Below are 24,996 nucleotides of genomic sequence, written 5' to 3'. Positions count from 1 at the left end.
TTCGTCTCGGGCCGTCCCCCGGGTCGTGCGGCCGCAGCACCTTCCCAAATCCCGCGGCGCCCCAGCGTCGCCACGGGTGCCCCTTTGAACCTTGGGAGTAGGCCCCACATGACCCAGCAGTCACTGGAGCCGAGGACCACAGCCGAAGACGCGGGCGAAGGCACCCGCGTCCCGGCCGGCAGGTCCTGGCTCGACCGGTACTTCCACATATCCCGGCGGGGATCCACGGTCGCGCGTGAAGTGCGCGGCGGCGTCACCACCTTCATGGCGATGGCGTACATCCTGCTGCTCAACCCCCTCATCCTGTCCGGCGCGGACGCGGCGGGGGACACGCTCGGCCAGAAGGCCCTGATCACCGCGACCGCGTTCGCCGCGGCGCTCACCACCCTGCTGATGGGCTTCGTCGGCAAGGTGCCGCTCGCGCTCGCCGCGGGCCTGTCCGTCTCCGGCGTGCTCGCCTCCCAGGTCGCCCCGCAGATGACCTGGCCGCAGGCGATGGGCATGTGTGTGATGTACGGCGTGGTCATCATGCTGCTGGTCGTCACCGGCCTGCGCGAGATGATCATGAACGCGATCCCGCTCGCGCTCAAGCACGCGATCACCATGGGCATCGGACTGTTCGTCGCCCTGATCGGCTTCTACAAGGCCGGCTTCGTGCACCAGGGCGAGGCGACGCCCGTCTCGCTGGGCCCGGCCGGCGAGCTGGCCGGCTGGCCGGTGCTGCTCTTCGCCGTCACCCTCCTCGCCATCTTCATGCTCCAGGCGCGCGGGATCCCCGGCGCGATCCTGCTCGGCATCGTCGGCGGCACCCTCCTCGCCGTGGTCCTCAACGCGCTGGACGTCATCGACCCCGAGCAGTGGGCGAGCGGCGCCCCCGAACTGCACGGCGGCGCCGTCTCGATGCCCGACTTCTCGCTCTTCGGGGACGTGGAGTTCGGCGGCTGGGGCGAGGTCGGCGCCATGACCGTCGGCATGATCGTGTTCACGCTCGTCCTCGCCGGGTTCTTCGACGCGATGGCCACCATCATCGGCGTCGGCACCGAAGCCAGGCTCGCCGACGACCAGGGCCGCATGCCGGGCCTGTCCAAGGCGCTGTTCGTCGACGGCGCCGGCGGGGCGATCGGCGGCGTCTCGGGCGCGTCCGGCCAGACGGTGTTCGTCGAGTCGGCGACGGGCGTGGGCGAGGGGGCCCGCACCGGCCTCTCCTCGGTGGTCACGGGACTCTTCTTCGCCGCCTGCCTGTTCTTCACCCCGCTGACGGCGATCGTGCCGGGCGAGGTGGCCGCCGCGGCGCTGGTGGTCATCGGCGCGATGATGATGATGAACGCCCGGCACGTCGACTGGGCCGACCGGGCCACCGCGATCCCGGTGTTCCTGACCGTGGTGATCATGCCGTTCACGTACTCCATCACCGCGGGCGTCGCCGCCGGCGTCATCTCCTACGTGGCCATCAAGGCCGCCCAGGGCAAGGCACGGGAGATCGGCGCCTTCATGTGGGGGCTGACCGTGATCTTCCTGGTGTACTTCGCCCTCAACCCGATCGAGAGCTGGCTGGGCGTCCACTAGCTCTGCCGGGGCACCCTCCACACGACCGCAGACAAGGAGACCGAGACATGCTGGACATCGCCGAGGAGCTGAACCGGTGGGTCGAGCAGGGCCGTGACTTCGCCGTCGCCACCGTGGTGGCCGTCGGCGGCAGCGCACCCCGCCGGCCGGGCGCCGCCCTCGCGGTGGACGCCGACGGCACGGCGATCGGCTCGGTCTCCGGCGGCTGTGTGGAGGGCGCGGTGTACGAGCTGTGCCGACAGGCGCTGCAGGACGGGGAGCCGGTCCTCGAGCGCTTCGGGTACAGCGACGACGACGCCTTCGCCGTCGGCCTCACCTGCGGCGGCGTCATCGACATCCTCGTCGCGCCGGTCCGGACCGGGGACCCGGTCCGCCCGGTGGTGGCCGCGGCACTGGCCGCCGCCGCTCGCGGGGAGGCGGCGGCGACGGCCCGGATCGTCTCGGGCCCGGCGGACCTCGTCGGCCGCGCCCTCCTCGTCCGCCCCGACGGCGCCCACGACGGCGGCTTCGGCGCCCACCCCGAACTGGACCGCACGGTCGCCGCCGAGGCCCGCGCCTTCCTGGACGCCGGCCGCACCGGCACCCTGGAGATCGGCGAGCAGGGCTCCCGCTGCGGAGCCCCGCTCACCGTGCTCGTCGAGGCCTGCGTGCCGCCGCCCAGGATGATCGTGTTCGGCGCGATCGACTTCGCGTCGGCGCTGGTACGGATCGGCAAGTACCTCGGGTACCGCGTCACCGTCTGCGACGCCCGGCCCGTGTTCGCGACCAGGACCCGCTTCCCAGAGGCCGACGAGATCGTCGTCGAGTGGCCGCACCGCTACCTGGAGCGCACGGACGTGGACGGCAGGACCGTCCTGTGCGTCCTCACCCACGACGCCAAGTTCGACGTCCCCCTGCTCCGACTCGCCCTGCGCCTCCCGGTCGCCTACGTCGGCGCCATGGGCTCCCGGCGCACCCACCTCGACCGCAACGAGCGGCTGCGCGCCGTCGGCGTCACCGAGCTGGAGCTGGCGCGGCTGCGCTCACCCATCGGCCTCGACCTGGGCGCCCGCACGCCCGAGGAGACCGCGCTGTCGATCGCCGCGGAGATCGTCGCGAACCGGCGGGGCGGCAGCGGGGCCGCACTGACCGGGGCGCACACCCCGATCCATCACGACGCGACGTCGGTGCCGGCCGGGCGGATCGACTCGGTCGCCTGAGGCGGAACCGTGATCCGCCGGACCACCGGCTGGTCCGGCCAGACGAACGCGTAGTACGGGTCGCCCGAGTCGCTCAGCCGGACGAAGCGCAGCAGCTCGCGCACGATGCCCGCGGTGCCCGCGCCCCAGCCGGTGCGCGGTTCGAGCAGGCTGGGGGTGGCCCGGTGCTCGACGTTCGACCAGCGCGCCCCGCCGGCGTCCCGGGTGGCGCGGGCGACCAGGTCCGCGACGAGGACGTGGGCGAAGTCCGGGGCGTCGCCCCGCTCCGCCATCCGGTCGCAGGCCAGCGCCAGGACGCCCGCCGTGCCGCAGCACCGGGCGTTGTTGTCCCAGAAGCCGGGGCGCAGCCGGCGCGGCAGACCGGAGTGCGTCACGGTGTGCCAGCAGCGGTCGGCGAGCGCCTGCCAGCCGGGATCGGCCAGCACGTCCCGCAGCAGCCGGAAGACCTGGGCGTCACCGGCCGGGCCGTGACACCAGCCGTAGCTGTGCCGCTCGATCAGGTCGGGCAGGTACTGCGGATCGGAGTGGGGGACCAGGAAGCCGTCCGGCCCCGCCTCGTCGCGGGCCACGACGTCCGCGGCCCCGGCCAGCGCCAGTTCCACCAGGTCCGCGCGGCCGGTCGCCCCGCCGACCGCGGCCAGCCCGTACACGATGCCGAGGGTGCCGTGCGAGACGTGGTGCAGGCGCGCCCCGACGCCCCTGCGGTGCGCCCACTGGACGCCCGCCGCGGTGGCCTCCGCCGTCCGCGCGTAGGGCTCCACCGCGAGCACGGCCAGCTCCGGGTCGCCGGCCGCGAGCGCGCCCAGGCCGATGCCCGCGTTGCCGCCCATCAGCTCGAACAGTTCCCCCCAGCCCGTCCCGTCGAAGCGTGACCGCACCCGTGCCATCGCCCGGTCCGCGGCGGCGGCCGCCGCGCTGTCGCCCAGTTCCCGGTGGACGGCCCGCAGCACGAGCGCCATCCCGGTGCGGCCGAAGTACAGCGAGTCGTCCCGGCACTCCTCGGCCGCGACCGCCAGACTCCGGGCCGCGCGCAGGGCGGCGTCCCCGTAGACGTCGTCCCCGAAGTGCCGGCGCGCCTCCAGCAGCACCGGCACGATCCCGGCGGTGCCGCTGTACAGCATCGGTTCGGGCCGGGGGTCCGAGGGCAGCGCGGGCCAGCCGAGACCGCCGCCGCCCGTCTCCCGGGCGACCCCCAGCAGCCAGCGCAGCCCGTCCACCGCCAGCGCCTCGATCTCGTCCGTCGCCGGCGCCTCGGCCCCGTCCACCTCCGGCGCCGCCCCGTCCCTGTCCACCGCCGTCATGCGTCCACCCTGGCACGCCGTTCGGCACCTGCCCAGAGGGGGGCCGGGATCAGTCGCGGAGCACGAAACAGCGCAGTCCGCCCGGCTCCAGGTCGTACCAGTGGCCCCGGTTCCAGCGGCCGGTCACCGTCGGGACGTCCTCGGGGGTGAGGCCGATGGAGCGGCGCTCCTCGGGCAGCCGCCCGGTGAGCGGGGTCGTCACCGGCCACACCCCGCCCGGAGCATGGAGCCGGCGCACCAGCTCCGCCACGGCCGCCTTGTCGGGCAGGAAGGCCGGCACCAGCCGCATCGTCACCAGGTCGAAGGAGCGCTCCGGCGGGGTCGCGGCCTCGGTGGGGTCCGCGAAGTCCAGCCGGCGGACCCGGAGGCGTGACGCGACGTCCGTGTACCGGTCACGGGCGGCGGCGACCGCCGCGTCGGCCCGGTCCACGGCGAGCCTGCGGCAGCCCGGCCCGGCGAGGGCGGCGGCGTACGCGCCGAGGCCCAGCCGACGTCCAGGACGCGGGTGTCCGGGCCCGGTCGCACGGCGTCGGCGAGCAGGCGCAGCTCGTGCTCGTCGGCGCGCCGGAAGCCGAGGCCCGCGGCGAAGTGTTCCTCCCAAAGCCGCCGTTAGGGCGGCCCGGTGGGCGTCACGGGCGGCGCAGCAGCCGGTTGGCCGCCCGCCCGAACACCACCTGGGCCGCGGTCCGCAGGACCGGATCGAACAGGGACGGCAGCGGTCGCAGCCGCAGCTCCTCGCGCCACAGCACCCGGGCCCGCCCGCCCGGACCGGGGCGCACCTCGATCTCGGCCCAGCCCAGGACGATCCGGCCGCGTTTCTCCAGCCGGACGAGGCCCGGCTCGTCCTCGGCCGGAGGGCACCAGACGGTCACCTCCATCCGGTCGTCGAAGGCGAGCGGGCCGACACCGGAACGGGCCACGAACACCGTGCCCTCGCGGGTCGGCCCCGGAGTGACCACGGTGACGCGGGTCAGGGGCACCACGTCTCCGTGCCGGCGCCATGCGGTGAGCCGGCGCCAGGCCTCGTCGAGGGGGAGCGGGACCGTGCGTTCCAACTGGAAGGTGACCACGTGGTGATCGTAGGGACTCCGGGCGGCCCGGCGGTGGGATCCCCCTCGGCTCACACGGTCGGCCCAGTCACGCTCAGCGGTAGACCGTGCCCGGCTCGGCCTGTCCGGGCGCCAGGAGCTGCGGCACCGTCACGAAGACGTACCCCCGCTCCTTCAGCGCGTCGATGATCCCCGGTACCGCGGGCACGGTCCCGGCGTAGATGTCGTGCAGCAGGATGATGCCGTCCCGGTCGGCCTGGGCGAGGACACGGCGCTGGATCAGCGCGGAGTCCTCCGTCGTGTAGTCCTTGGCGGTCACCGTCCACAGCACTTCCGCGAGTCCCAGCTCGCGGCAGATCTCGTGCACGGTGTCGTTCGTACGGCCCTGCGGCGGGCGCATCAGGGTGGGGCGGCGGCCGGTGAGGCGCTCTATCTCCTCGTTGGGGCGCTCGAGTTCCTCGCGTATCTCCTCGGGTTCGAGCTGGGTGAGGATCCTGTGGGTCCAGGTGTGGCTGGCCACCTCGTGGCCCTCGTCGGCCATGCGCCGGACGAGCTCCGGGTACTTCTCGATGTGCCGCGGGCCGAGCAGGAAGAACGTCGCCGGGACCTGTTTCTCCTTCAGGATGTCCAGCAGCCGGGCCGAGTTCTCGCTGGGCCCCGCGTCGAAGGTGAGCGCGATGCACTTGGCCACGCGGCAGTCGACGGTGCCGAAGCGGGCCGCCTGCGCGGTGGGCGCGGGGTCCGCGCGGACGGCGCTGGGCGCGGTCGTGTCGAGCCCGGTGCACCCGGTGAGGGTCAGCGGGAGACACACGGCGGCCGCCCCGACGGCCGCCCGGCGCAACGCGGTCCCCGTTTTCTTCATCTTCGTGGTCAGAGAAGGCATGCCGGGACTATACACAGCGTGTAGAAACGGAGTGTATAGCCTTTGAGCTGCCCTGATGCGCCTGTGTTTGAGGCAGCCGTCAGCTGGCACCCGAGAGGTCGGAAGCCGTCCACCCGCCGCCCGGCGGAGGAAGGCACACGCATGACCGCCTACACCGTCGTGATCCCGACCCTCGTGCGGGACTCGCTCTCCGACTGCCTCGCCGCGCTCGCCGCCGCCAAGGGGCCGAAGCCGGCCGCGATCGTCCTGGTCGACGACCGGCCCGACCCGGAACCCGGCCCGCTGGAGCACCCGCTGCACGTCCTCGGCGACCTGCGCGAGCGCACCACCGTCCTGCACAGCGGCGGCCGCGGACCCGCCGCCGCCCGCAACGCCGGTCTGCGCGCGGCCGGTTCACCGTGGATCGCCTTCCTCGACGACGGCGTCCAGGTCGGACCGCACTGGGGCGAGCAGCTCGCCGAGGACCTGGCGGAGGCCACCCCCGACACCGCGGGCGTCCAAGGCGTGCTGACCGTCCCCCTGCCGGGCGGACGCCGCCCCACGGACCGGGAGCGCGCCGTCGCCGGGCTGGCGCGGGCCCGCTGGATCACCGCCGACATGGCCTACCGCGCCGAGGCGCTCAAACAGGCCGGCGGCTTCGACGAACGCTTCCGCCACTCCTTCCGCGAGGACACCGACCTCGCCCTGCGCCTGCTCGACGCCGGGTGGCGCATCCGGCAGGGGCGGCGCACCAGCCGCCATCCGGTCCTGGCCGCCGACCGCTGGGCGTCCCTGCGCGCCGAGCGCGGCGCCGCCGACGACGCCCTCATGCGGCGGCTGCACGGCCCGGCCTGGCAGCACCGGGCGTTCGCGCCGCGCGGCCGGATCCGCGCCCACGTCGCGACCACCGCGGCGGGCCTCGCCGCCGGCGGGCTCGCCGCGGCCGGCCGCCGCCGGGCCGCCGCGGCCGCCGGGCTCGGCTGGGCGCTGGGCACCGGCTCGTTCGCGTGGGCGCGCATCGCGCCCGGCCCCCGCACCCGTGACGAGGTGACCACCCTGGTCGCCACCAGCGTGCTGATCCCGCCCGCGGCCACCTGGCACCGGCTGAGCGGCGCCTGGCGGCACCGGCACGCCGTGCCCTGGCAGGAGGTGGCACCGTGAACGCCGTCCGACCCGCTCCCCGCATCCGCGTCGTGCTTCTCGAGCGCGACGGCATCCTCGTCGAGGACGTCCCGGACAACGCCGACCCCGGCCGCGCCGCCCCCGTCGCCGGCGCCCGCGAGGCGCTCGCCCTGCTGCGGGCACACGGTCTGCGCACCGGAGTGGTCACCCGTCAGCCGGGCGTCGCCCGCGGGACGCTGTCGCAGACGGACCTGCGCCGCGTCGACGAACGGATCGAGGACCTCCTCGGCCCCTTCCACGTCTGGGCGGTCTGCCCGCACGCCCCCGAGGACGACTGCCACTGCCGCGCGCCGCGGCCCGGGCTGCTGCTGTGGGCGGCCGGACGCGTGTGCACGCCGCCCGAGCGGATCGCCGTGATCGGCGCCGACGGGGACACCGTCGAGGCCGCGCGCCGGGCCGGCGCCCACGGCATCTTCGTCCCCACGCCGGCCACCCGCCCGCGGGAGACGGCCGCGGCCGCACACGTGGCGCCGGATCTCCTCACCGCCGCGCGGGGCCTGCTGACCGGCCCGCCCACGCAGCACGTGCTGGCGGACGAACGGGCGATCACCGAGGCCTACCGAAGCGCCTGACCGGCGCCGGAACGCCGAGCGGGGCCGCCGCGGACCCTGGCGACCCCGCTCGCACGGCACCACGCGCCGCCGCGCCGCGCTAGGCGTTCTCCGGGCGCTCTCCCTTCGGCCCCCGGCCCCGCTCGGTGCGCGGACCCCGGCTCCGCAACTCGGGATCGTCCTGCAGGGCCTCGTTCGCGGCTTCGTTCGCGTCCTTGTCGGAGATCCCGGACCGTTCGGCCTCCTTGCGCAGCCGGGCCCTCTCGGTGTCGTACTTCTTGCTTCCGGGTTCGGGCACGGCCATCACCTCCTCGCTGCCGGGTCCCCGGGGCGAAACAGGGGCAAACCGGGTGCCGGGCGGGGCCCCGTCCGGTGACACGGCGGCCGGGACGGCGGCGCGGCGGCGTGCTCCACCACGACGCGTCCCCGGCCGGCGGACTCCGCCGGCCGGAGACGTCACCGGATCCCGCGGGTCAGGAGCGGCGCCCGGGCGGACGACGCCTCACTGGGCGTGGTACGTCGCGTCCGCCCGGTCCGTCGCCGTGCTCAACGCCTGCACGTACAGCAGGTGGTTGTAGTGCCGGATGTAGCGGCCCGGGAAGTTGTACGACTCGTAGGAGAGCCCCGCCGAGTCGGCGAGGCCGGTCCGCCTGTGGAACGTGGCGTCGGAGGCGAACTGCGCCGTGCCGTCGTTCTTCTCCAGCCACACCTCGAAATTCCGGTGCCGCAGGTAGTAGCCGGGGAAGTTGGCCGACTCCAGGGAGACCGTGCCGCTGCCGGCCAGACCGGGCACGACGCGGAACTGCGAGTCGGCGAGCGGGCTCACGTCGGCCTCGACGCGGGCCCGGTACTCCCAGTGCCGGACGAAGCGGTCGGCGGCGTTGTAGGAGGAGAACCGCTGCGGGGTGACCCCGTCGGCGACCGGGATGCCGAAGTCGGGGGTGCCGTCGGCCTTCCAGTACACCTTCTGCACGCGGGTGCGGCGGTTGGGGTCGTTCAGCGGGTCGCCGGTGATGTCCTTGTAGCTGCGGTCGTGGTACACGAGGATGTCGGACCTGCCGTCCTCGGAGACGGTGAAGGAGTTGTGGCCGGGACCGTACTGCGAGGTCGCGTCACTGGACCTGAACACCGGCTGGGAACTCTTCGACCAGGACGCGGGGTCGGTGAGGTCGGCGCTCGCGGACGCGGTCAGCATGCCCAGGCAGTAGTTGGCGTCGGTCGCGCTCGCCGAGTAGGTCATGAAGACCTTGCCGCCGCGCTGGATGACCGCCGGACCCTCGTTGACCTTGTAGCCGATCGTCTCCCAGGACAGGGTCGGCTGGGAAAGCTCCGCCGGCGTACCGGTGATGGTCCAGGGGTTGGCCATCTTCGCGAGGAACAGGCTGGTGTTGTTGTTCTCGGCCGGGTTGCGCTGCGCCCAGGCCAGGTAGCGCACGCCGTTCACGACGAAGGTGGTGGCGTCGAGGGAGAAGGTCTCCCACGTGGTCCTGATCTGGCCCTTCTCGGTCCAGGTCGCGGTGAGCGGGTTGCTGCCGGTGCCCTCCAGGACGTACATGCGGATGGCCCAGACGTCGTTGGTGGCGCCGGCCGCGAAGTACACGTACCACTTGCCGTCGATGAAGTGGATCTCCGGTGCCCAGATGTGGGCGCCCATGATCCCGCTGGTGTGTTTGGTCCAGATGGTGACCTCCTGGGCCGTCGACAGACCCTGGATGGTCGTCGCCCGGCGCAGCACGATGCGGTCGTACTCGGGGACCGTGGCGGTGAAGTAGTAGTAGCCGTCGGTGTGCTTGACGATGTGCGGGTCGGCCCGCTTCTCGGCGACGGGGTTGGTGTAGGTCACGGCGGGGGAGTCCGGTGCGGCGGCCTGGGCCGGGTGGGCGGGGGACAGCAGGGCGGCGATGAGGGCCGGCAGGACGGCTGTCAGCAGCCGTAGGGCGATGCGTCTCAAGGGGTCTCCAGGAGGAGTGCGGGTCTCAGGCGGTGGGCACGAGGCGCCACTGCTGACAGGTGACATCCGAGGCATACGAGACCGCCTCTGTTCGTAATTTCGAATGCAGTTCGTAACTTCGGCCAGAAGATAGGGGGTGGCCATGTCCCCGTCAATGGTTTGGGCGCGCTCACCCGCGTCCGCTTTGACGTCGGAAACCGATCGGTTTACGCTCCTGTACCAGAAGAGGAAACCGATCGGTTTCCTTGTGCGAGCGGCCCGCTGTGGCCCAGGAGGCAGTCATGACCACGTTGAAGAACGCCGTCGTCCTCGTCACGGGCGGCAGCCGGGGCGTAGGGAAGGCGCTGGTGGAGGAGGCGTACGCGCGGGGCGCCGGCAAGGTCTACGCCACGGCGCGCGACCCCCGCACGGTGACCCACCCGGACGCCGTCCCGCTCGCCCTGGAGGTCACCGACCCCGACTCGGTCGCGGCCGCGGCGGCCCGGGCGCAGGACGTCACCGTCCTGGTCAACAACGCCGGCGTCGCCACCGGCGCCCGCTTCCTCGGCGACCCGCTCGACGCCGTGCGCGGCGAGTTCGAGACCAACTTCTACGGACCGCTGCTGGTCACCCGCGCCTTCGTGCCGCTCATCGAGCGCAACGGCGGCGGCCACGTCCTCAACGTCCACTCCGTGCTGTCCTGGCTCTCCGACGGCACCGCCTACGGCGCCACCAAGGCCGCCCTGTGGTCCCAGACCAACGCCCTGCGTCTGGAACTGCAGCCGCGCGGCATCGGTGTCACCGGCCTGCACATGGCGTACGTCGACACCGACATGACCGCCGGGATCGACGCGCCCAAGTCCAGCCCGCGCGACGTCGCCGCGGCGGCGCTGGAGGGCGTCGAGTCGGGGGCGTACGAGGTGCTGGCCGACGACGTCACGCGGTGGGTCAAGGCCCAGCTCTCCGGGGACGTGGCGGGGATGTACGAGCAGCTCGCACGATGAGGCGCCCGTACGGCCGGCGTCCGCACCCGCCCGCTGGGGAAACCGCTCGGTTTCCCCGGCGTGGTGGGCGGAGTTAGCCTCTCCCTATGAGTACCGAGGCCGCCGGGGCGGACACCACCAGGACCCACGCCGCGAGGACCGACGCCGAGAAGGCCGGGGCCGCGGGCGCCGGCGGCAGGCCGGGCTCGCGCGACCGGCTGCTGGAGGCGGCGGCCGCGCTCGCCTACACCGAGGGCGTCGGCATCGGCGTGGAGGCGCTGTGCAAGGCCGCCGGGGTCTCCAAGCGCTCGATGTACCAGCTCTTCGACAGCAAGGACGACCTGCTCGCGGCGAGCTTGGAGCGGCGCGCCTCCGCCTTCACCTCCCTGCTGCTCCCGCCCGCCGACGACGGACGCACCCCGCGGCAGCGGGTCCTGCGCGTCTTCGAGCTGGTGGAGGAGCAGGCGGGTCTGCCGGAGTACCACGGCTGTCCGTACCTCGCCGTCCAGGTCGAGCTCAAGAACCCCGACCATCCGGCGAGCAGGGTCGCGCGGCGGGTCAAGGGCGTGCTGACCGAGTTCTTCCGTGCCGAGGCCGAGCGCGGCGGGGCGGCCGATCCCGTCCTGCTGGCCCGGCAGCTGACCCTGCTCTTCGACGGGGCGAGCGCCCGTGCGGGGATCCGCGCGGACGATCTGCGCGGTCTGATCGTCCCGACGGCGGCGACCCTGCTCGACGCCGCGGGCGTGCGCTGACGCTTCACAGAACGCGCACACGACGCCCTCGGTAACTTTAAGTTTCAAAGGTTAGGCTCGTCGCCGGTCCGGTGGCGCGGAACGGCGCGGGGCTTCCCGTGTCGGCCACTCACACCTCCCACCAGGTACAGGAGACGGCGTGCGCGACGGCGACGTAGTGGTGATCGGCGGCGGCTACGCGGGCGTCCGACTGGCGAAACGGCTGGACGCGACGGCGCGGGTCACCCTGGTGGACCGCAAGGAGGTCTTCTTCCACCGCATCGCCTCACTGCGCGCCGGCGTGCGCCCGGAGTGGACGACGACCCCCTTCATCCCGTACGACCGGCTGCTGCGCCACGGCCGTGTGGTCACCGGCAAGGCGGTCCGGATCGAGACGGAGGAGCGGCAGGTGGTGCTGGCCACGGGGGAGCGGCTGCCGTACGACGTGCTGGTGATCGCCACCGGCGCCGACTATCCCGAACCGGCCCGGTTCACCGGCACCACCATCGAGGAGGCCGCCAAGACGTTCGCCGCGCACCAGCGCGGCATCGCCGCCGCCGAGCACGTCCTCGTCGTCGGGGGCGGTCCCAGCGGCGTGGAGCTCAGCGCCGAGATCCGCCTGGCCAGACCGGACGCCCGGGTCACGCTCGCCCACGCCGGGCCGGAGTTGCTCGACTCCACGGGCAGCCGTCGGGCCGGACGCAGGACCCGGGCGTGGCTGGAGACCCACGGCATCGAGGTGCGGCTCGACTCCTTCATGTCCCCCGGCCACGACTTCGGCACCTACCGCGACGCCCGCGGCGACGTCCTCGCCGCCGACCTCTCCTTCTGGGCCACGGGCACCACCCCCAACACGCTCTGGCTGCGCCTGGCCGGGCACGGCGACTGGCTCAACGCCACCGGGCACGTCCAGGTCGACCGGACCCTGCGGGTCGCGGGCCGGCTGGACGTGTTCGCGGTCGGCGACGTGAACGACGCCACCGAGCTCAAGATCACTCCCGCCGCGCTCGCCCAGGCCGACCTCGCCGCCTGGAACATCCGCGCGCACCTGCACAGCTCCGGCAGGCACCGCAAGGAGCCCCGCCTGTACCGGTCCGTCCACCGCACCCCGCTCATCGTGCCCTTCGGCCCGGCCGACGGCGTGACCATGCTCCCCGTGCCGGGCGGCGAGACCGCGGTCCTCGGCAGCCGCACCTCCGTCCTGGCCAAGGCGAAGACGCTGATGACGCCGTACATCAGAACCGCCAGCTCGGCTACACCGCGACCTGACGCCCCGGGCCCCGCCCCGCCCCTGCCTTCCCCTTCCCTCCCCGGCCCCGGCGGCCGGGGAGGCCGGCCGGTGAACACGGCCCTCCGGTCGTCCGTACCCCTGGGGAGAGCCGTACGTCCGCCGCGCGCGCGGCCGGGCGTCGCCGGGGACCGCAACAACGGAGAGGTACGTGCCACAGCAGCCGCAGCGAGGACTCACCGGCCGCACCATGTCCACCGCCCGCCTGCCGCGCGGCGTCGCACTCGTCGGGGGCCTGGCACTGCTGCCCCTCCTCGCGGCCTGCGGCGGGGGAGCGGAGGACGTCGCGACGAACGGCGACCCGTCGACGATCAGCGCCGCCCCCGGGGCCGGAGTCGTGGCCCCGGCGAAGGTCGAGGTGATCGCCGCCCTGACCGGCTGCACGGCCGAGATCCGCACCGAGGCGGACGAGCTTCGCGAGGGCGTGTGCCACACCGGGGAGGCCGACTACCTCATCACCACCTTCCCCGAGGAGAAGTACAAACTGACCTGGCTGGACGCCGCCTCCGTGTACGGGGGCCAGTACCTGGTGGGCGAACGCTGGGTGGTCAGCGCGAAGCCGGAGATGCTGGAGCGGTTCCGGACCAAGCTCGGCGGGACCGTCCAGCACCTGGGGAGCACGGGTCCGGCGGCGACGCCGAGCGCGTCGTAGCCCGCCGCGGACCCAGGGTGCCCAGCGGGCCGGCCGGCACCGTGCCGGTCCCGGTGTCCGCACAGGGCGCGCAGAGCGCGTGTGGCTCAGGACGCCTGACGGCCGCCCAGAGCCTGTCAGACAGGCTTTAGGGGTGTCCGCAAAGTCTCGCCTGGCCCGCGACGCCCGGCACGCACTCTCGCCGCACCCGGCGAACACCCGAGTACGACCGGTACGCGGGCGTCCGCCCGGTACGCCGAGAGCACGCACCAGACGCCGCAGGCCCCGCCCTCCGGGCGGACGACGCGACTTTGCGGACACCCCCCTAGCGCGACGACGTGGTCTCCAGCAGCTGCCGGGCCATGTGGCGGGCGGGTCCCGCTGTCTGTTCGGCGACGCGCCGGAAGGTGTCCTGGGCGGCGCGGGCGGGCCATTCGGGCGGCAGGTGCCGGGCGGGCAGCCGCGGGTCGGTGCGGATGGTCCCCAGCCATTCGGTGACCAGCCGCAGCCGGGTGGCGATCGGATCGTCCCCGGGGCCGGCGCCGAGGTGGGCGGCCCAGCGCTTCTCGAAGGTGACGTAGCGGGCGGCGATGCTCTCCAGGTCCCAGGTGTCGCGGACCATCAGCTCGATGTCGGTGGCCTGGTCCGCCCGGGCGTGGAAGATCTTCACATGGTCGGCCAGTCCGAGTTCGGAGACGACGGCGGAGACGTCGACGTGCCCGGGGGCGATCCACAGCCCGCTGTACAGCGCGCCGAACCCGGTCCAGGTGAGACGTGAACGCAGGTCGTGGCGCTGGCGCTTCCAGGAGTCGGGCAGGGAGAACCCCAGCAGCGTCCAGGAACCGTCCCAGTCGTCGTTGACGGCGCCCTGGGTCCAGATGCGGGTGCGGCCGTCCTCCAGCACGCGCGCCGCCTGCGGGGTCAGGCCGAAGTACATCCTGCGGCCCTCGCGTTGGCGCCGCAGCAGGCCCCGGTTGACCATGCGGGTCAGGGTGGAACGGACGGCCTGTTCACCGACGCCGACGCGGCCGAGGACGTCGATGATGCTGCCCGAGTAGACGCACAGGTCTCCCTCCTCCAGGACGTGGTTGCCGAAGAAGGCGAGCATGAGCGACTGCGGGCGCGGCTGCGGGCCGTCCGAGGGGTCCAGGATGTCGTCGTCCTCCACGGTGGCAAGCGTACGGCCGCCCGCCGACGGCGCGGCGGACGGCGGCCGTACGGGGTCACCGGCCGTCGGCGGGGTGGGCAAGGTCGTACGGCCGCGGGTACGGGGTGGGGCGGTGGGTGACATAGCGCGTAGGGGTCGACGGATCCGCCGTCCTCGCGCGGGAGTTGAGGGACGCGGGGTCGGTTCCCCGCCAGCTGCCGGTGGTGAGGCGGTCCTCCAGGGTGTGCAGGGCGGCGAGTTGCTCGGCGGGGCTGAAGGTGCAGTGGCCGGCGTTGTCGGTGTACGCCTGGCGCAGCAGGGCCGACGAACCGGCGGCGGAGACGGCCCGCCGCAGGGCGCTCTCCGTCTGGACGGGCACGAGGGCGTCACCGACGGTGTGGACGGAGAGCTGCGGCTTGGTCAGCTCGCCGGTGAAGGAGCTGGTACGGCTCATCCACGCGACGGCGTCCGGGTCGGCGCCGACGCGCGGGGCGCGGTTCAGGGCGGCGAGGTCGGCGCGGAGCGAAAGACCGGCCTTCCGGTACAGCTCGGTGACCGCCTTGTGGACGGAGGACCGGCCGAGCAGCCGCGCGTAGTCGACGCCGGTGTTCCAGGACATGTTGCCGCCGGCCCGGGCCTCGGCCTCCTGCCGCCAGTGGAAGGCGGCGACCTTCAGCAGTCCCTTGACGGCCTCGTACTGATTGGCCTGCTGGGCGTCCCGGTCGGTGGCCGCGGGCCGGGGCTGCGACGGCTGGTTCCAGACCGGGATGTTGTGCAGGGCGGCCGCGAGGGCGATCCGCGCCCGCCCGGCGGCCGTCGACTGCGCCTCGTCGACCACGGTGGTCAGGACGTTCGCCGCGTCGTCGGCGGCCGCCCGGTCCGGGATGTCCACGAGCGGGACGTCCGCGTCGGGGGCGAGGAGCGTCCTGAGGACGAAGACCGGGTCGAGGGTGCTGTTCCAGTTGGCGACGCCGCCCTGCACGAGGCCGCACAGGGAGAGGGAGCCGTCGATCCGCTCCGGGTGGCGCTCGGCGATGGCGGTGGTGACGAGCCCGCCGTACGACCTTCCCCAGGCGACGGTCCGGGAGGCCGTGCCGAAACGGTCGGTGAAGGCGGTCAGGGTGGCGAGCTGGTCGGGGACGGCGTCCGTCACCGCCCAGCCGGTGGTGGCGTAGGAGGAGCCGACGAGCGCGTAGCCCTTCTCCAGGAGCAGCCCCTTCGTGGCCTCGTCCGGCGCGTTGTGGGCGGGGTTGGCCGGGCCGGTCGCGTAACCGTGGCTGAAGAGAAGGACCGTGCCGTTCCAGTCGGCGGGCACGTCCATCACGTACGTGGCGCCCGAGGGCAGCCGGCCGTCCACGTGGGACACGTCGGCGGCGGCCGTGGCGGCCGAGGCGGGCAGGACGCCGGCGGCGAGCAGAAGGGCTGTGACGAAGGCGGTACGGCCGCGGGTGCCGGTCCTCATGCGGAGATCCCTAAGACTGTCGGCGGTCCGGGAGGACCGGGTGTGGCTGATGCGGAGTTGCCGTTGATGGCTCAAGGAGAGTGGCCGCCCGGTCCTCCGGGACGCTCCGGCTGCTGATCTCCTGGGTGTGGGGGGCGGCGGGGCGTTCGGCGGGGCCGGCGAGGGAGGTGCGGCTGGTCTCGCGCACGAAGCACACCGTCAGCGCGGTGACCGCGGCGCCGCCGCACAGCAGCAGGGCGACGGGGGTGCCGCTGCCGCTCCCGGCCACCAGGCTGGAGGCGATCATCGGGGAGAACCCGGCGCCGACCAGGGTGGCGCCCTGGTAGCCGAGGGAGGCGCCGGTGTAGCGGACCCGGGTGCCGAACATCTCCGTGAGCAGGGCGCCCAGCGGGCCGTACATCGTGGACTGGGCGATGCCGTGGCCGAGGACGACGGCGAGGACCAGCAGACCGGGCGATCCGGAGTCGACCAGCGCGAGGACGGGGAAGGCGAGGGAGGCCGAGGCGAGGGCTCCGACGAGGACGACCGGGCGGCGGCCCACCCGGTCGGACAGCGCGGAGGCGCAGGGCAGGACGACGAGGGCCACGCAGGCGGACACCGTGAGCGCGCTGAGCACCTGCGGGCGGGCGTACCCGATGCCGGTGGCGTACGCGATCATGTAGCTGGTGAGCAGCGACTGGGCGGTGAAGGCGCCGATGCCGACGCCGCAGGCCAGCAGCACGGGACGCGGGCGCCGCAGCACGTCGAGGATCGGCAGCCGCGCCTCGGCGCGGCCCTTCTTCACCTCGGCGAAGAGCGGGCTCTCCACCACCTTGAGCCGTACGAAGAGCCCGACGCCGAGCAGGACCACGCTCAGCAGGAACGGCACGCGCCAGCCCCAGGCCGTGAACTGCTCCCTGGGCATGGCCACCACGAGGGTGACGACGAGCGAGGACAGCAGGGAACCGAGCGGGGCTCCCATCTGCGTGAAGCTGGACCACAGGCCGCGACGCCGCTCCCCGGCGTGCTCGACGACCATCAGGGTGGCGCCGCCCCACTCACCGCCGATGGCGATGCCCTGCACGACGCGCAGGGTGATCAGCAGGACGGGCGCCCACACGCCGATCGTGCCGTACGTGGGCAGCAGGCCGATGAGGAAGCTGGCGCCGCCCATCAGGCCCATGGTGAGCAGCAGCATGGACTTGCGGCCGAGCCGGTCGCCGAAGTGCCCGAAGACGATGCCGCCGAGCGGCCGGGCGACATAGCCGGCGGCGAACGTGCCGAACGCGGCGATGGTGCCGACGGCCGGGTCGGCGCCGGGGAAGAACAGTTCGCCGAAGACGAGGGCGGCGACCGTGCCGTAGACGAGGAAGTCGTAGAACTCCACGGCGGTGCCGAGCAGTCCGGACAGAGCGACTCGGCGCAGCTGACGCCTCTGTTCGGAGTTCGGGGGCGGTGCTGCGACGGGGGACGTGGGCATCGCGGTCTCCCTTGACCGGGGGAAGGACACCGCGAACTTAGGCTTCTCGGATACCGTCGTCAAGAAAATGCACAACATAAGAGGCCGCGGATTCCCTGTCCTGCCGGTCTTTCGGCCGACGGAGGCGACGGAAGGGGCGCGGGGATCGCCGCGGCGGGCGCGCCGGAGGGGGAGTGCCGGAGAGGTGGGATGCCTGAGAGGGGGTGCCGCGCGGCCGGGCGGCGGACGACGGTGCGGAGGGCCGCTCGCTCAGGCCCGCCGCACCGTCCTCAGCGGGCGTCCGCGGCGGCCTCGCCGGTCCCGCGGAAGACCCCCAGGATGCGCTCGGCGGCCAGCGTGGCCGTCAGTTCGCCGTCCCGCACCCGCTGTTCGAGCACGGGGGCGAGGGCCCGCACCGAAGGATCACGGCGCAGGCGGTCCAGGAGCTCGTCACGGACCATGCTCCAGGTCCAGTCCACCTGCTGGTCGCGGCGCTTGGCGGCGAGCCGGCCGGTGGAGTCGAGCAGGGTGCGGTGCTGCTCCAGCCGTTCCCAGACCACGTCCAGTCCGGTCGACTCCCGCGCGCTGCAACTGAGCACCGGCGGGGCCCACACCGCGTCCTTGCCGTGCATCAGCCTGAGCGCGCCCGCCAGCTCCCGTGCGGCGGCGCGGGCGTCGCGCTCCTGCGGACCGTCCGCCTTGTTGACGGCGATCACGTCGGCCAGCTCCAGGACGCCCTTCTTGATGCCCTGCAGCTGGTCGCCGGTGCGGGCGAGGGTGAGCAGCAGGAAGGAGTCGACCATGTTCGCGACGGCGGTCTCGGACTGGCCGACGCCGACGGTCTCCACGAGGATCACGTCGTAGCCGGCCGCTTCCATCACCACGATCGACTCACGCGTCGCCCTCGCCACTCCGCCCAGCGTGCCGGCGGAGGGGGAGGGCCGGACGAAGGCCGCCGGATCGACGGCCAGGCGCTCCATACGGGTCTTGTCGCCGAGGATCGAGCCGCCGGTACGGCTGGAGGACGGGTCCACGGCGAGGACGGCCACCCGGTGACCGAGCCCGGTCAGCAGGGTGCCGAAGGCGTCGATGAACGTCGACTTGCCCACGCCGGGCACCCCGCTGACCCCGATCCGCCGGGACCGGCCGCTGTGCGGGAGCAGTGCGGTCAGCAACTCCTGGGCCAGCGCCCGGTGCTGGGGCCGGGTGGACTCGACGAGCGTGATGGCGCGGGCCACGGTCGCCCGCTTCCCGTCGAGGACGCCCTTCACGTACGTCTCGAGGTCGAGTGCCATGCGCGCGCCGGCCTCAGACGCCGTGACCGAGACCGGCCGACAGCCGCTTGACCAGGTCGTGCGCCGCGTCCGGGATCACCGTCCCGGGCGGGAACACGGCCGTCGCGCCCATCTCCAGCAGCGTGGGCACGTCCTGCGGCGGGATCACCCCGCCGACGACGATCATGATGTCCTCGCGTCCCTCCTCGGCCAGCTGCTCCTTCAGTGCCGGGACGAGCGTGAGGTGACCGGCGGCCAGGGACGACACCCCGACGATGTGCACGTCCGCCTCGACGGCCTGACGGGCCACCTCGGCCGGGGTCTGGAACAGCGGGCCGACGTCGACGTCGAAACCGAGGTCGGCGAAGGCGGTCGCGATCACCTTCTGGCCGCGGTCGTGGCCGTCCTGGCCCATCTTGGCGACCAGGATGCGCGGGCGGCGGCCCTCCGCCTCCTCGAAGGCGTCCACCAGGGCGCGGGTGCGGTCCACGGACGGTGACTCCCCTGCTTCGTTGCGGTACACGCCGGAGATCGTACGGATCCGGCTCGCGTGCCGTCCGTACACCTTCTCCAAAGCGTCGGAGATCTCCCCGACGGTCGCCTTCGCGCGAGCCGCGTGCACGGCCAGCTCCAGCAGGTTGCCCTCGCCCCCGGCGGCCCGCGTCAGCGCGTCCAGCGCGTCCTGGCAGGCCCGCTCGTCCCGCTCCTCGCGCAGCCGCCGCAGCTTCTCGATCTGCTGGGCACGCACCGAGGAGTTGTCGACCTTCAGCACCTCGATCTGCTCGTCGTTCTCCACCCGGTACTTGTTCACGCCGATGACCGGCTGGCGCCCCGAGTCGATCCGGGCCTGGGTGCGGGCCGCGGCCTCCTCCACCCGCAGCTTGGGGATGCCGGCGTCGATGGCCTGCGCCATGCCGCCCGCCTGCTCCACCTCTTGGATGTGCTGCCAGGCGCGGCGGGCGAGGTCGTACGTCAGCTTCTCCACGTACGCGCTGCCGCCCCACGGGTCGATCACCCGGGTCGTGCCGGACTCCTGCTGGAGCAGCAGCTGGGTGTTGCGGGCGATGCGCGCCGAGAAGTCGGTGGGCAGCGCGAGCGCCTCGTCGAGGGCGTTGGTGTGCAGCGACTGGGTGTGGCCCTGGGTCGCCGCCATCGCCTCGACGCACGTCCGCGTGACGTTGTTGAACACGTCCTGCGCGGTCAGCGACCAGCCCGAGGTCTGCGAATGGGTGCGCAGGGACAGGGACTTGGTGTTCTTCGGGTCGAACTGCCTGACCAGCTTCGCCCACAGCAGGCGTGCCGCCCGCAGCTTGGCGACCTCCATGAAGAAGTTCATGCCGATCGCCCAGAAGAAGGAGAGCCGCGGTGCGAAGGCGTCCACGTCCAGTCCCGCCTCCCGGCCGGCCCGGATGTACTCCACACCGTCGGCGAGGGTGTACGCCAGCTCCAGGTCGGCCGTGGCGCCGGCCTCCTGGATGTGGTAACCGGAGATGGAGATGGAGTTGTAGCGGGGCATCCGCTGCGAGGTGAAGGCGAAGATGTCGGAGATGATCCGCATCGACGGCTTCGGCGGGTAGATGTAGGTGTTGCGGACCATGAACTCCTTGAGGATGTCGTTCTGGATGGTCCCCGCCAGCTTCTCCGCCGGAACTCCCTGTTCCTCCGCCGCCACGATGTACAGCGCGAGCACGGGCAGCACCGCGCCGTTCATCGTCATCGACACGGTCATCCGGTCCAGCGGGATGCCGTCGAAGAGCTGCCGCATGTCGTAGATCGAGTCGATGGCCACGCCCGCCATGCCGACGTCACCGGTCACCCGCGGGTGGTCGCTGTCGTACCCCCGGTGGGTGGGCAGGTCGAAGGCGACCGACAGGCCCTTCTGGCCGGCCGCCAGGTTGCGCCGGTAGAAGGCGTTGGACTCCTCGGCCGTGGAGAAGCCCGCGTACTGGCGGATCGTCCACGGCTGGTTGACGTACATCGTCGGGTACGGGCCGCGCAGGTACGGGGCGACGCCCGGGTAGGTGCCGAGGAAGTCCAGGCCCTCCAGGTCCTGCCCGGTGTACAGCGGCTTGACGGCGATGCCCTCCGGGGTCTCCCAGAGCAGGTCGCCGCCGTCGGCCGCCTTCTTGACGGCCGTGCGCCACTCGTCGGGGCCGCCGTCGGGGGTCGGGATCCCCAGCTCGATCCCGGAGAAGTCGGGGATGGAGGGGAAGGACATCAGGACACTCCCATGCGGTCGAGCGTGGCGGCGAGCACGGTGACGGCGTCACAGCCCGCGAAGACGTAGGTGTCGACTCCCTCGTACGGCCCGGGCCGCCCGGCGAGGAACACGTGGGCGGCGCCCGCCGCCCGCAGTTCCCGCACGGCCGCCTCGGCCTGCTCCTCGTACAGCGCGTCACTGGAGCACAGACAGACCTCCCGCGCCCCGCTCTCGGCGAAACCGCCCTCCGTGACGGGCTCGATGCCGCCGGCCTGGAAGAGGTTCGCGGCGAAGGTCAGCCGTGCGGTGTGCGCGGCGGCCGGGCCGAGGGCGGCCAGGTAGACGCGGGGCCGGGCGCCGGTGGCGGCCAGGTGGGCGTCGGAACGGGCCCGCAGCGCCTCGTACGCCTCGTCGCGGCGGACGCGCGGGAGGCCGCCCGAGGGCGGCTCGGGCGCGGGTTCGCGCACGACCGGCTTCTCGGCCAGGTGCGGGAACTCGCTCACCCCGGTGACGGGTTCGCGCCGCGCGGCGAGCTTCGCCCCGCGCACGGACCAGGTCTCGGCGAGCCGGTCGCGGACCATCCCGGAGCGCAGGGCGGCCGCCTGGCCGCCCGCCCGCTCGAGGGTGCGGAAGAACTCCCAGCCCGCGTGGGCGAGTTCGTCGGTGAGCCGCTCCACGTACCAGGAGCCGCCCGCCGGGTCGATCACCCGGGACAGGTGGGACTCCTCGATGAGGATCGTGGAGGTGTTGCGGGCGATGCGCCGCGCGAACCCGTCCGGCAGGCCCAGCGCGTGATCGAACGGCAGCACGGTGACGGCGTCGGCGCCGCCCGCTCCCGCGGCCAGGGTGGCGATGGTCGTGCGCAGCATGTTCACCCACGGGTCGCGGCGCGTCATCATCACCGGCGAGGTCACCGCGTGCTGGAGCTGAGCCCCCGCCCGTGGCGCCCCGCACACCTCGGCGACCCGCGCCCACAGGCGGCGCGCCGCCCGCAGCTTGGCGATCGTCAGGAACTGGTCGGCGGTGGCCGCGTACCGGAACTCCAGTTGTCCGCAGGCCTGTTCGACGCTCAGCCCGGTCTCGGTGAGCTCCCGCAGGTACGCCACCCCGGTCGCCAGCGAGCACCCCAGCTCCTGCGCGGCCGAACCGCCGGCCTCGTGGTAGGGCAGCGCGTCCACGGTCAGTGCCCGCAGCCCCGGGTACTCCTCGGCGCACCGCCGCGCGAGTCCGGCCACGGCCGCCGTCTCGTACGACCGTCCGGTGCGCGCCTCGTACCCCAGCGGGTCGGCGCCCAGGTTGCCGCGCGCCGCGTCGGGGGCGAGGCCCCGCTCCTCGTGGATGCGCAGCAACTCCCGTGCGGCCGACTCGACTTCGCCGCCCGCGTCGAGGACGACGGGCGCCAGGTCGAGGTAGACGCCGTCGAGCATCCGGCCGAGCGCGGAGACGGGGATGCCGCTGCCCTCGCCCAGGACCAGCCAGAGGGAGGTGACGCCGTTCTCCAGGTCCGTCAGGACCGCGCCGCCGTCCGCCGCCGTGTGCCGCTGGCGTACGTCCCAGCCGCCGACGGTGTTCCCCTGCGCCCGGCCGCCGCGCACGAAGGGCGCGAAACCGGGCAGGCCGGGGTCCGGAGCGGCGTCGCGCGCGGTGTACAGCGGCCGGGTACCGAGCCCGTCCTCCAGCACGGTGGCCAGGGCGTCCTCCGCTGCGTCGCCCGAGACCTCCTTGCCCGACCTGCGCAGAACGCCCGCCACCAGGTGCTGCCACTGTTCGTGTGTCGCGTCGGGGAACTCGGCGGCCAGCGCGAGCCCGTCATCAGGCAGGACAGTCATGCCCGGATGCTAGGTCAGATCGACGAAGGAGCAGCAGGGGCCGCGGCTGTGACCTTCTTCTCTCCGAGAGCGTGACCTGCACCGCTCCGGTCCGCCGCGTCCCCGTGCCGTCCCCCGGACGGCGGCACGGGGACGGCACGGGGGACGCCGGGCGCCGGCCGGCCGGACGGCGCCGGTCCGGTCCGGTCCCGGGGCTCTCCCGCCGTCGTCCGCCTCGTCGAGGCCCGGGGGTTCGACGACGCGCGCCCCCGGTCGGCGGACTGGCGGGCGGCTCGACGAACGCACCCTCGCCCGTACCGGCCGGGGCCGCCGCCCACCGGCGCAAGCATCGACGCCCGGGACGGCGGGTGGCCGAGGGCCGGGTTGGGTGGACGGTGCCGGTCACGGCGCGCCGGCCTCGCGCCGGTGGACCGTGACGGTCCCGGCGCGGCGCGCGGCGCGTGGCGCGCACCGAGTGCGGTGCGGGTCGGTCCTGATCCACCGGGACCGAAGGACGGCCGGAAGGGCGGAGTCCGCGAGAGTTGCGGACAGAGGATGTCCGCAAGTCTCGTTAGCGTGCCCGTATGACGAAGACGACGACGTCCGCGGCGTCCCCCGTGCTGTCCACCCGCGCCCTCAACCGCGCGACCCTCGACCGGCAGCTCCTGCTGCGCCGCGCCCCGCTGTCCGCGAAGGCGGCCGTGGCCCACCTGCTGGGTCTGCAGGCGCAGAACGTCAAGCCGCCGTACTACGCCCTCGCCTCCCGCCTCGACGGCTTCACGCCCGAGCGGTTGTCGACGCTCATGGCCGACCGCGAGGTGGTCCGCATCGTCACCATGCGCTCGACCATCCACACCCACACGGCCGACGACTGCCTCACCCTGCGGCCGCTGGTGCAGCCGGCCCGCGACCGCGAGCTGACCGGCTTCCGCGCGGGCCTCGCCGGCGTCGACCTCGACCGGCTCGCCGTCCTGGCCCGCGACCTCGTCGAGGCCGAGCCGCGCACCATGAAGCAGCTCCGCGAGGCGCTCCTCGCCGAGTGGCCCGACGCCGACCCCCAGGCCCTCGCGATCGCGGCCCGCTGCAGGCTCCCGCTCGTGCAGGTCACCCCGCGCGGGCTGTGGGGCCGGAGCGGGCAGGTCGCGCTGACCACCGCCGAGCACTGGCTCGGCCGCCCCGCCGAACCGGCCCCCACGCCCGACGCCACCGTGCTGCGCTACCTCGCCGCCTTCGGCCCGGCCTCCGTCAGGGACATGCAGACCTGGGCGGGCCTGACCCGGCTGCGCCCGGCCTTCGAACGCCTGCGCCCACGGCTGCTGACCTTCCGCGACGAGAAGGGCGTCGAGCTCTTCGACCTGCCCGACGCCCCTCGTCCCGACCCCGACGCCCCGGCCCCGCCCCGGTTCCTCCCGGAGTTCGACAACCTGCTCCTCTCCCACGCCGACCGCACCCGCGTCGTACCCGCCGAGCACCGGGGCCGCACCTGGCAGGGCAACCAGGCCTACCGCACCCTCCTCGTCGACGGTTTCGTCGCGGGCGTGTGGACGCTGGAAGGGAACGCGCTGGTCGTCGAGGCGTTCGGCACGCTCACCAAGGCCCAGCGGGACGAGGTGAGCGCCGAGGGAGCGCGCCTGCTGACGGCGCTGCACGGGGAGTCGGCGTACGACGTCCGGTTCGGCGGCGTGGTCCGGGCGGCCCCGTGACCGTCAGTCCACCCCGTGGGCGTCGGGGCCGTCCGGGAAGGGCAGCTCCCCGAGCGCGGTGTGGTGGAGCCACCGCTGGAGGGCGGCGTTGACGCTGCCGGAGAGGGCGCTGAGCTGGTCGATGGCGTCGCGGTCCTCGGGTCGGGGCGGGATGCCCGCCGCGGTCAGCGCCGCGTACAGGTCGAGGCGTCGCCGGTCCCGAGGGCCGATGGCGAGGCTGAGGCGCTCGGCGGGGTTGGGCGGCGGCAGCAGGTAGTCGGCGTCGTGGCACTGGCCGGCCGCGGCCGGCCGGGCGGACGCGGGGTCGTCGACGGCGTAGGGGTCGACGAAGGCGTGGGGCGAGCTGTGCTCGACGGCGATGGCGGTCACGTCTGTCTCCTCACCAGCAGGTTGCGGATCTGCCGGACAAGAGACCCGCGCGGCCCGCCCCGGTTGCGGCCCCGGCACCACATCAGCCCATCGGCGTCATCGGCAGCTCATCGTCCGGTCGGATCAGCGGACGGAGCGGAACGGGAGGCACGCCGGCATGGAACCCGGAGCCGAACTCGGCGCGGGGGACGGGAACCCATGGAGAGGGGGGGGGGGGGGGGGGGGGGGGGGGGGGGCGGGGGGCGCGCGCGGGGGGGGGGGGGGGGGGTGGGGGTGGTGGGGTGTGTCATCATCAGGAAAGCCGCCCCCGGCACACCCGCGG

Annotated in this window: 21 protein-coding genes and 1 pseudogene; 9 read left to right on the top strand and 13 right to left on the bottom strand. The window is 73.7% G+C overall.

The window, feature by feature from the left end:
* The first annotated feature begins 108 nt into the window (after positions 1-108).
* Positions 109-1,566: an NCS2 family permease gene (locus ACIHAR_RS38345; protein ID WP_400023865.1), complete on the top strand. Its 1,458-nt coding sequence runs from the start codon at positions 109-111 to the stop codon at positions 1,564-1,566.
* 47 nt (positions 1,567-1,613) lie between these two features.
* Entirely contained in the window at positions 1,614-2,765 is a 1,152-nt protein-coding gene (locus ACIHAR_RS38340) for an XdhC/CoxI family protein (RefSeq protein WP_365469351.1), read from the top strand.
* Here the strand turns inward: ACIHAR_RS38340 and ACIHAR_RS38335 are convergent.
* The 4 genes from ACIHAR_RS38335 to ACIHAR_RS38320 form a co-directional block, all read right to left on the bottom strand.
* Complete coding sequence (locus tag ACIHAR_RS38335; protein WP_400023863.1) at positions 2,717-4,066, bottom strand: lanthionine synthetase LanC family protein; 1,350 nt, start codon at positions 4,064-4,066, stop codon at positions 2,717-2,719. The genes ACIHAR_RS38340 and ACIHAR_RS38335 overlap by 49 nt on opposite strands.
* Before the next feature lie 49 nt (positions 4,067-4,115).
* Positions 4,116-4,496: a hypothetical protein gene (locus tag ACIHAR_RS38330; protein ID WP_400023862.1), complete on the bottom strand. Its 381-nt coding sequence runs from the start codon at positions 4,494-4,496 to the stop codon at positions 4,116-4,118.
* Positions 4,497-4,695: 199 nt separating this feature from the next.
* Positions 4,696-5,136, bottom strand: coding sequence for an SRPBCC family protein (locus tag ACIHAR_RS38325; RefSeq protein ID WP_400023861.1), 441 nt, complete (start codon positions 5,134-5,136; stop codon positions 4,696-4,698).
* A gap of 73 nt (positions 5,137-5,209) precedes the next feature.
* Positions 5,210-5,998, bottom strand: a complete 789-nt coding sequence (locus tag ACIHAR_RS38320) for a polysaccharide deacetylase family protein (protein ID WP_365469363.1) — start codon at positions 5,996-5,998, stop codon at positions 5,210-5,212.
* 141 nt (positions 5,999-6,139) lie between these two features.
* Between ACIHAR_RS38320 and ACIHAR_RS38315 the strand changes: the two genes are divergently transcribed.
* Together ACIHAR_RS38315 and ACIHAR_RS38310 are read left to right on the top strand one after the other, a co-directional pair.
* A complete protein-coding gene (locus ACIHAR_RS38315; RefSeq protein ID WP_365469366.1) occupies positions 6,140-7,138 on the top strand; it encodes a glycosyltransferase in 999 nt (332 codons plus the stop codon).
* Entirely contained in the window at positions 7,135-7,731 is a 597-nt protein-coding gene (locus ACIHAR_RS38310; protein WP_400023859.1) for an HAD-IIIA family hydrolase, read from the top strand. The genes ACIHAR_RS38315 and ACIHAR_RS38310 overlap by 4 nt, the downstream gene beginning before the upstream one ends.
* Positions 7,732-7,810: 79 nt before the next feature.
* On the opposite strand, the gene ACIHAR_RS38305 is transcribed toward ACIHAR_RS38310, so the two are convergent.
* Entirely contained in the window at positions 7,811-8,014 is a 204-nt protein-coding gene (locus tag ACIHAR_RS38305; protein ID WP_400023858.1) for a hypothetical protein, read from the bottom strand.
* 198 nt (positions 8,015-8,212) lie between these two features.
* Entirely contained in the window at positions 8,213-9,661 is a 1,449-nt protein-coding gene (locus ACIHAR_RS38300) for a family 43 glycosylhydrolase (protein WP_400023857.1), read from the bottom strand.
* Between the two features lie 281 nt (positions 9,662-9,942).
* Between ACIHAR_RS38300 and ACIHAR_RS38295 the strand changes: the two genes are divergently transcribed.
* The 4 genes and pseudogenes from ACIHAR_RS38295 (at position 9,943) to ACIHAR_RS38280 (ending at position 13,294) form a co-directional block, all read left to right on the top strand.
* Complete coding sequence (locus ACIHAR_RS38295; RefSeq protein ID WP_365469378.1) at positions 9,943-10,644, top strand: SDR family oxidoreductase; 702 nt, start codon at positions 9,943-9,945, stop codon at positions 10,642-10,644.
* Positions 10,645-10,730: 86 nt separating this feature from the next.
* The gene (locus ACIHAR_RS38290; RefSeq protein ID WP_365469380.1) at positions 10,731-11,375 is read left to right on the top strand and encodes a TetR/AcrR family transcriptional regulator; all 645 of its coding nucleotides are present in this window, start codon (positions 10,731-10,733) and stop codon (positions 11,373-11,375) included.
* 139 nt (positions 11,376-11,514) lie between these two features.
* Positions 11,515-12,623, top strand: a pseudogene (locus tag ACIHAR_RS38285) (NAD(P)/FAD-dependent oxidoreductase).
* Positions 12,624-12,832: 209 nt separating this feature from the next.
* On the top strand, positions 12,833-13,294 hold the full coding sequence (locus ACIHAR_RS38280) for a hypothetical protein (RefSeq protein WP_365469453.1): 462 nt from the start codon (positions 12,833-12,835) through the stop codon (positions 13,292-13,294).
* A 304-nt stretch (positions 13,295-13,598) separates the two neighbouring features.
* On the opposite strand, the gene ACIHAR_RS38275 is transcribed toward ACIHAR_RS38280, so the two are convergent.
* The 6 genes from ACIHAR_RS38275 to ACIHAR_RS38250 form a co-directional block, all read right to left on the bottom strand.
* The gene (locus ACIHAR_RS38275) at positions 13,599-14,441 is read right to left on the bottom strand and encodes a PaaX family transcriptional regulator C-terminal domain-containing protein (RefSeq protein WP_400023855.1); all 843 of its coding nucleotides are present in this window, start codon (positions 14,439-14,441) and stop codon (positions 13,599-13,601) included.
* A gap of 55 nt (positions 14,442-14,496) precedes the next feature.
* Positions 14,497-15,882, bottom strand: a complete 1,386-nt coding sequence (locus ACIHAR_RS38270; protein WP_400023853.1) for an alpha/beta hydrolase family protein — start codon at positions 15,880-15,882, stop codon at positions 14,497-14,499.
* Between the two features lie 10 nt (positions 15,883-15,892).
* On the bottom strand, positions 15,893-17,341 hold the full coding sequence (locus tag ACIHAR_RS38265; RefSeq protein WP_400023851.1) for an MFS transporter: 1,449 nt from the start codon (positions 17,339-17,341) through the stop codon (positions 15,893-15,895).
* Positions 17,342-17,610: 269 nt separating this feature from the next.
* Positions 17,611-18,615, bottom strand: coding sequence for a methylmalonyl Co-A mutase-associated GTPase MeaB (gene meaB, locus ACIHAR_RS38260; protein ID WP_365469392.1), 1,005 nt, complete (start codon positions 18,613-18,615; stop codon positions 17,611-17,613).
* A 13-nt stretch (positions 18,616-18,628) separates the two neighbouring features.
* The gene (scpA, locus tag ACIHAR_RS38255) at positions 18,629-20,812 is read right to left on the bottom strand and encodes a methylmalonyl-CoA mutase (protein WP_400023848.1); all 2,184 of its coding nucleotides are present in this window, start codon (positions 20,810-20,812) and stop codon (positions 18,629-18,631) included.
* Positions 20,812-22,623, bottom strand: coding sequence for a methylmalonyl-CoA mutase family protein (locus ACIHAR_RS38250; RefSeq protein WP_400023847.1), 1,812 nt, complete (start codon positions 22,621-22,623; stop codon positions 20,812-20,814). The genes scpA and ACIHAR_RS38250 overlap by 1 nt, the downstream gene beginning before the upstream one ends.
* A 563-nt stretch (positions 22,624-23,186) precedes the next feature.
* Between ACIHAR_RS38250 and ACIHAR_RS38245 the strand changes: the two genes are divergently transcribed.
* The gene (locus ACIHAR_RS38245; RefSeq protein ID WP_365469401.1) at positions 23,187-24,305 is read left to right on the top strand and encodes a winged helix DNA-binding domain-containing protein; all 1,119 of its coding nucleotides are present in this window, start codon (positions 23,187-23,189) and stop codon (positions 24,303-24,305) included.
* Positions 24,306-24,308: 3 nt separating this feature from the next.
* Here ACIHAR_RS38245 and ACIHAR_RS38240 read toward each other — a convergent pair whose 3' ends face one another.
* On the bottom strand, positions 24,309-24,674 hold the full coding sequence (locus ACIHAR_RS38240; protein WP_400023846.1) for a hypothetical protein: 366 nt from the start codon (positions 24,672-24,674) through the stop codon (positions 24,309-24,311).
* Positions 24,675-24,996: the final 322 nt, after the last annotated feature.

The organism is Streptomyces sp. NPDC052016, assembly GCF_044548445.1.
Lineage (GTDB): Bacteria > Actinomycetota > Actinomycetes > Streptomycetales > Streptomycetaceae > Streptomyces.
This window is presented reverse-complemented; position numbering and strand designations above follow the sequence as displayed.

What these genes read in the sequence shown, in the direction of transcription:
- ACIHAR_RS38345 (WP_400023865.1), top strand. Translation starts at nt 109, where the DNA reads ATGACCCAGCAGTCACTGGAGCCGAGGACCACAGCCGAAGACGCGGGC.
- ACIHAR_RS38340 (WP_365469351.1), top strand. Translation starts at nt 1,614, where the DNA reads ATGCTGGACATCGCCGAGGAGCTGAACCGGTGGGTCGAGCAGGGCCGT.
- ACIHAR_RS38335 (WP_400023863.1), bottom strand. Translation starts at nt 4,066, where the DNA reads ATGACGGCGGTGGACAGGGACGGGGCGGCGCCGGAGGTGGACGGGGCC.
- ACIHAR_RS38320 (WP_365469363.1), bottom strand. Translation starts at nt 5,998, where the DNA reads ATGCCTTCTCTGACCACGAAGATGAAGAAAACGGGGACCGCGTTGCGC.
- ACIHAR_RS38315 (WP_365469366.1), top strand. Translation starts at nt 6,140, where the DNA reads ATGACCGCCTACACCGTCGTGATCCCGACCCTCGTGCGGGACTCGCTC.
- ACIHAR_RS38305 (WP_400023858.1), bottom strand. Translation starts at nt 8,014, where the DNA reads ATGGCCGTGCCCGAACCCGGAAGCAAGAAGTACGACACCGAGAGGGCC.
- ACIHAR_RS38295 (WP_365469378.1), top strand. Translation starts at nt 9,943, where the DNA reads ATGACCACGTTGAAGAACGCCGTCGTCCTCGTCACGGGCGGCAGCCGG.
- ACIHAR_RS38290 (WP_365469380.1), top strand. Translation starts at nt 10,731, where the DNA reads ATGAGTACCGAGGCCGCCGGGGCGGACACCACCAGGACCCACGCCGCG.
- ACIHAR_RS38280 (WP_365469453.1), top strand. Translation starts at nt 12,833, where the DNA reads ATGTCCACCGCCCGCCTGCCGCGCGGCGTCGCACTCGTCGGGGGCCTG.
- ACIHAR_RS38270 (WP_400023853.1), bottom strand. Translation starts at nt 15,882, where the DNA reads ATGAGGACCGGCACCCGCGGCCGTACCGCCTTCGTCACAGCCCTTCTG.
- ACIHAR_RS38265 (WP_400023851.1), bottom strand. Translation starts at nt 17,341, where the DNA reads ATGCCCACGTCCCCCGTCGCAGCACCGCCCCCGAACTCCGAACAGAGG.
- meaB (WP_365469392.1), bottom strand. Translation starts at nt 18,615, where the DNA reads ATGGCACTCGACCTCGAGACGTACGTGAAGGGCGTCCTCGACGGGAAG.
- scpA (WP_400023848.1), bottom strand. Translation starts at nt 20,812, where the DNA reads ATGTCCTTCCCCTCCATCCCCGACTTCTCCGGGATCGAGCTGGGGATC.
- ACIHAR_RS38250 (WP_400023847.1), bottom strand. Translation starts at nt 22,623, where the DNA reads ATGACTGTCCTGCCTGATGACGGGCTCGCGCTGGCCGCCGAGTTCCCC.
- ACIHAR_RS38245 (WP_365469401.1), top strand. Translation starts at nt 23,187, where the DNA reads ATGACGAAGACGACGACGTCCGCGGCGTCCCCCGTGCTGTCCACCCGC.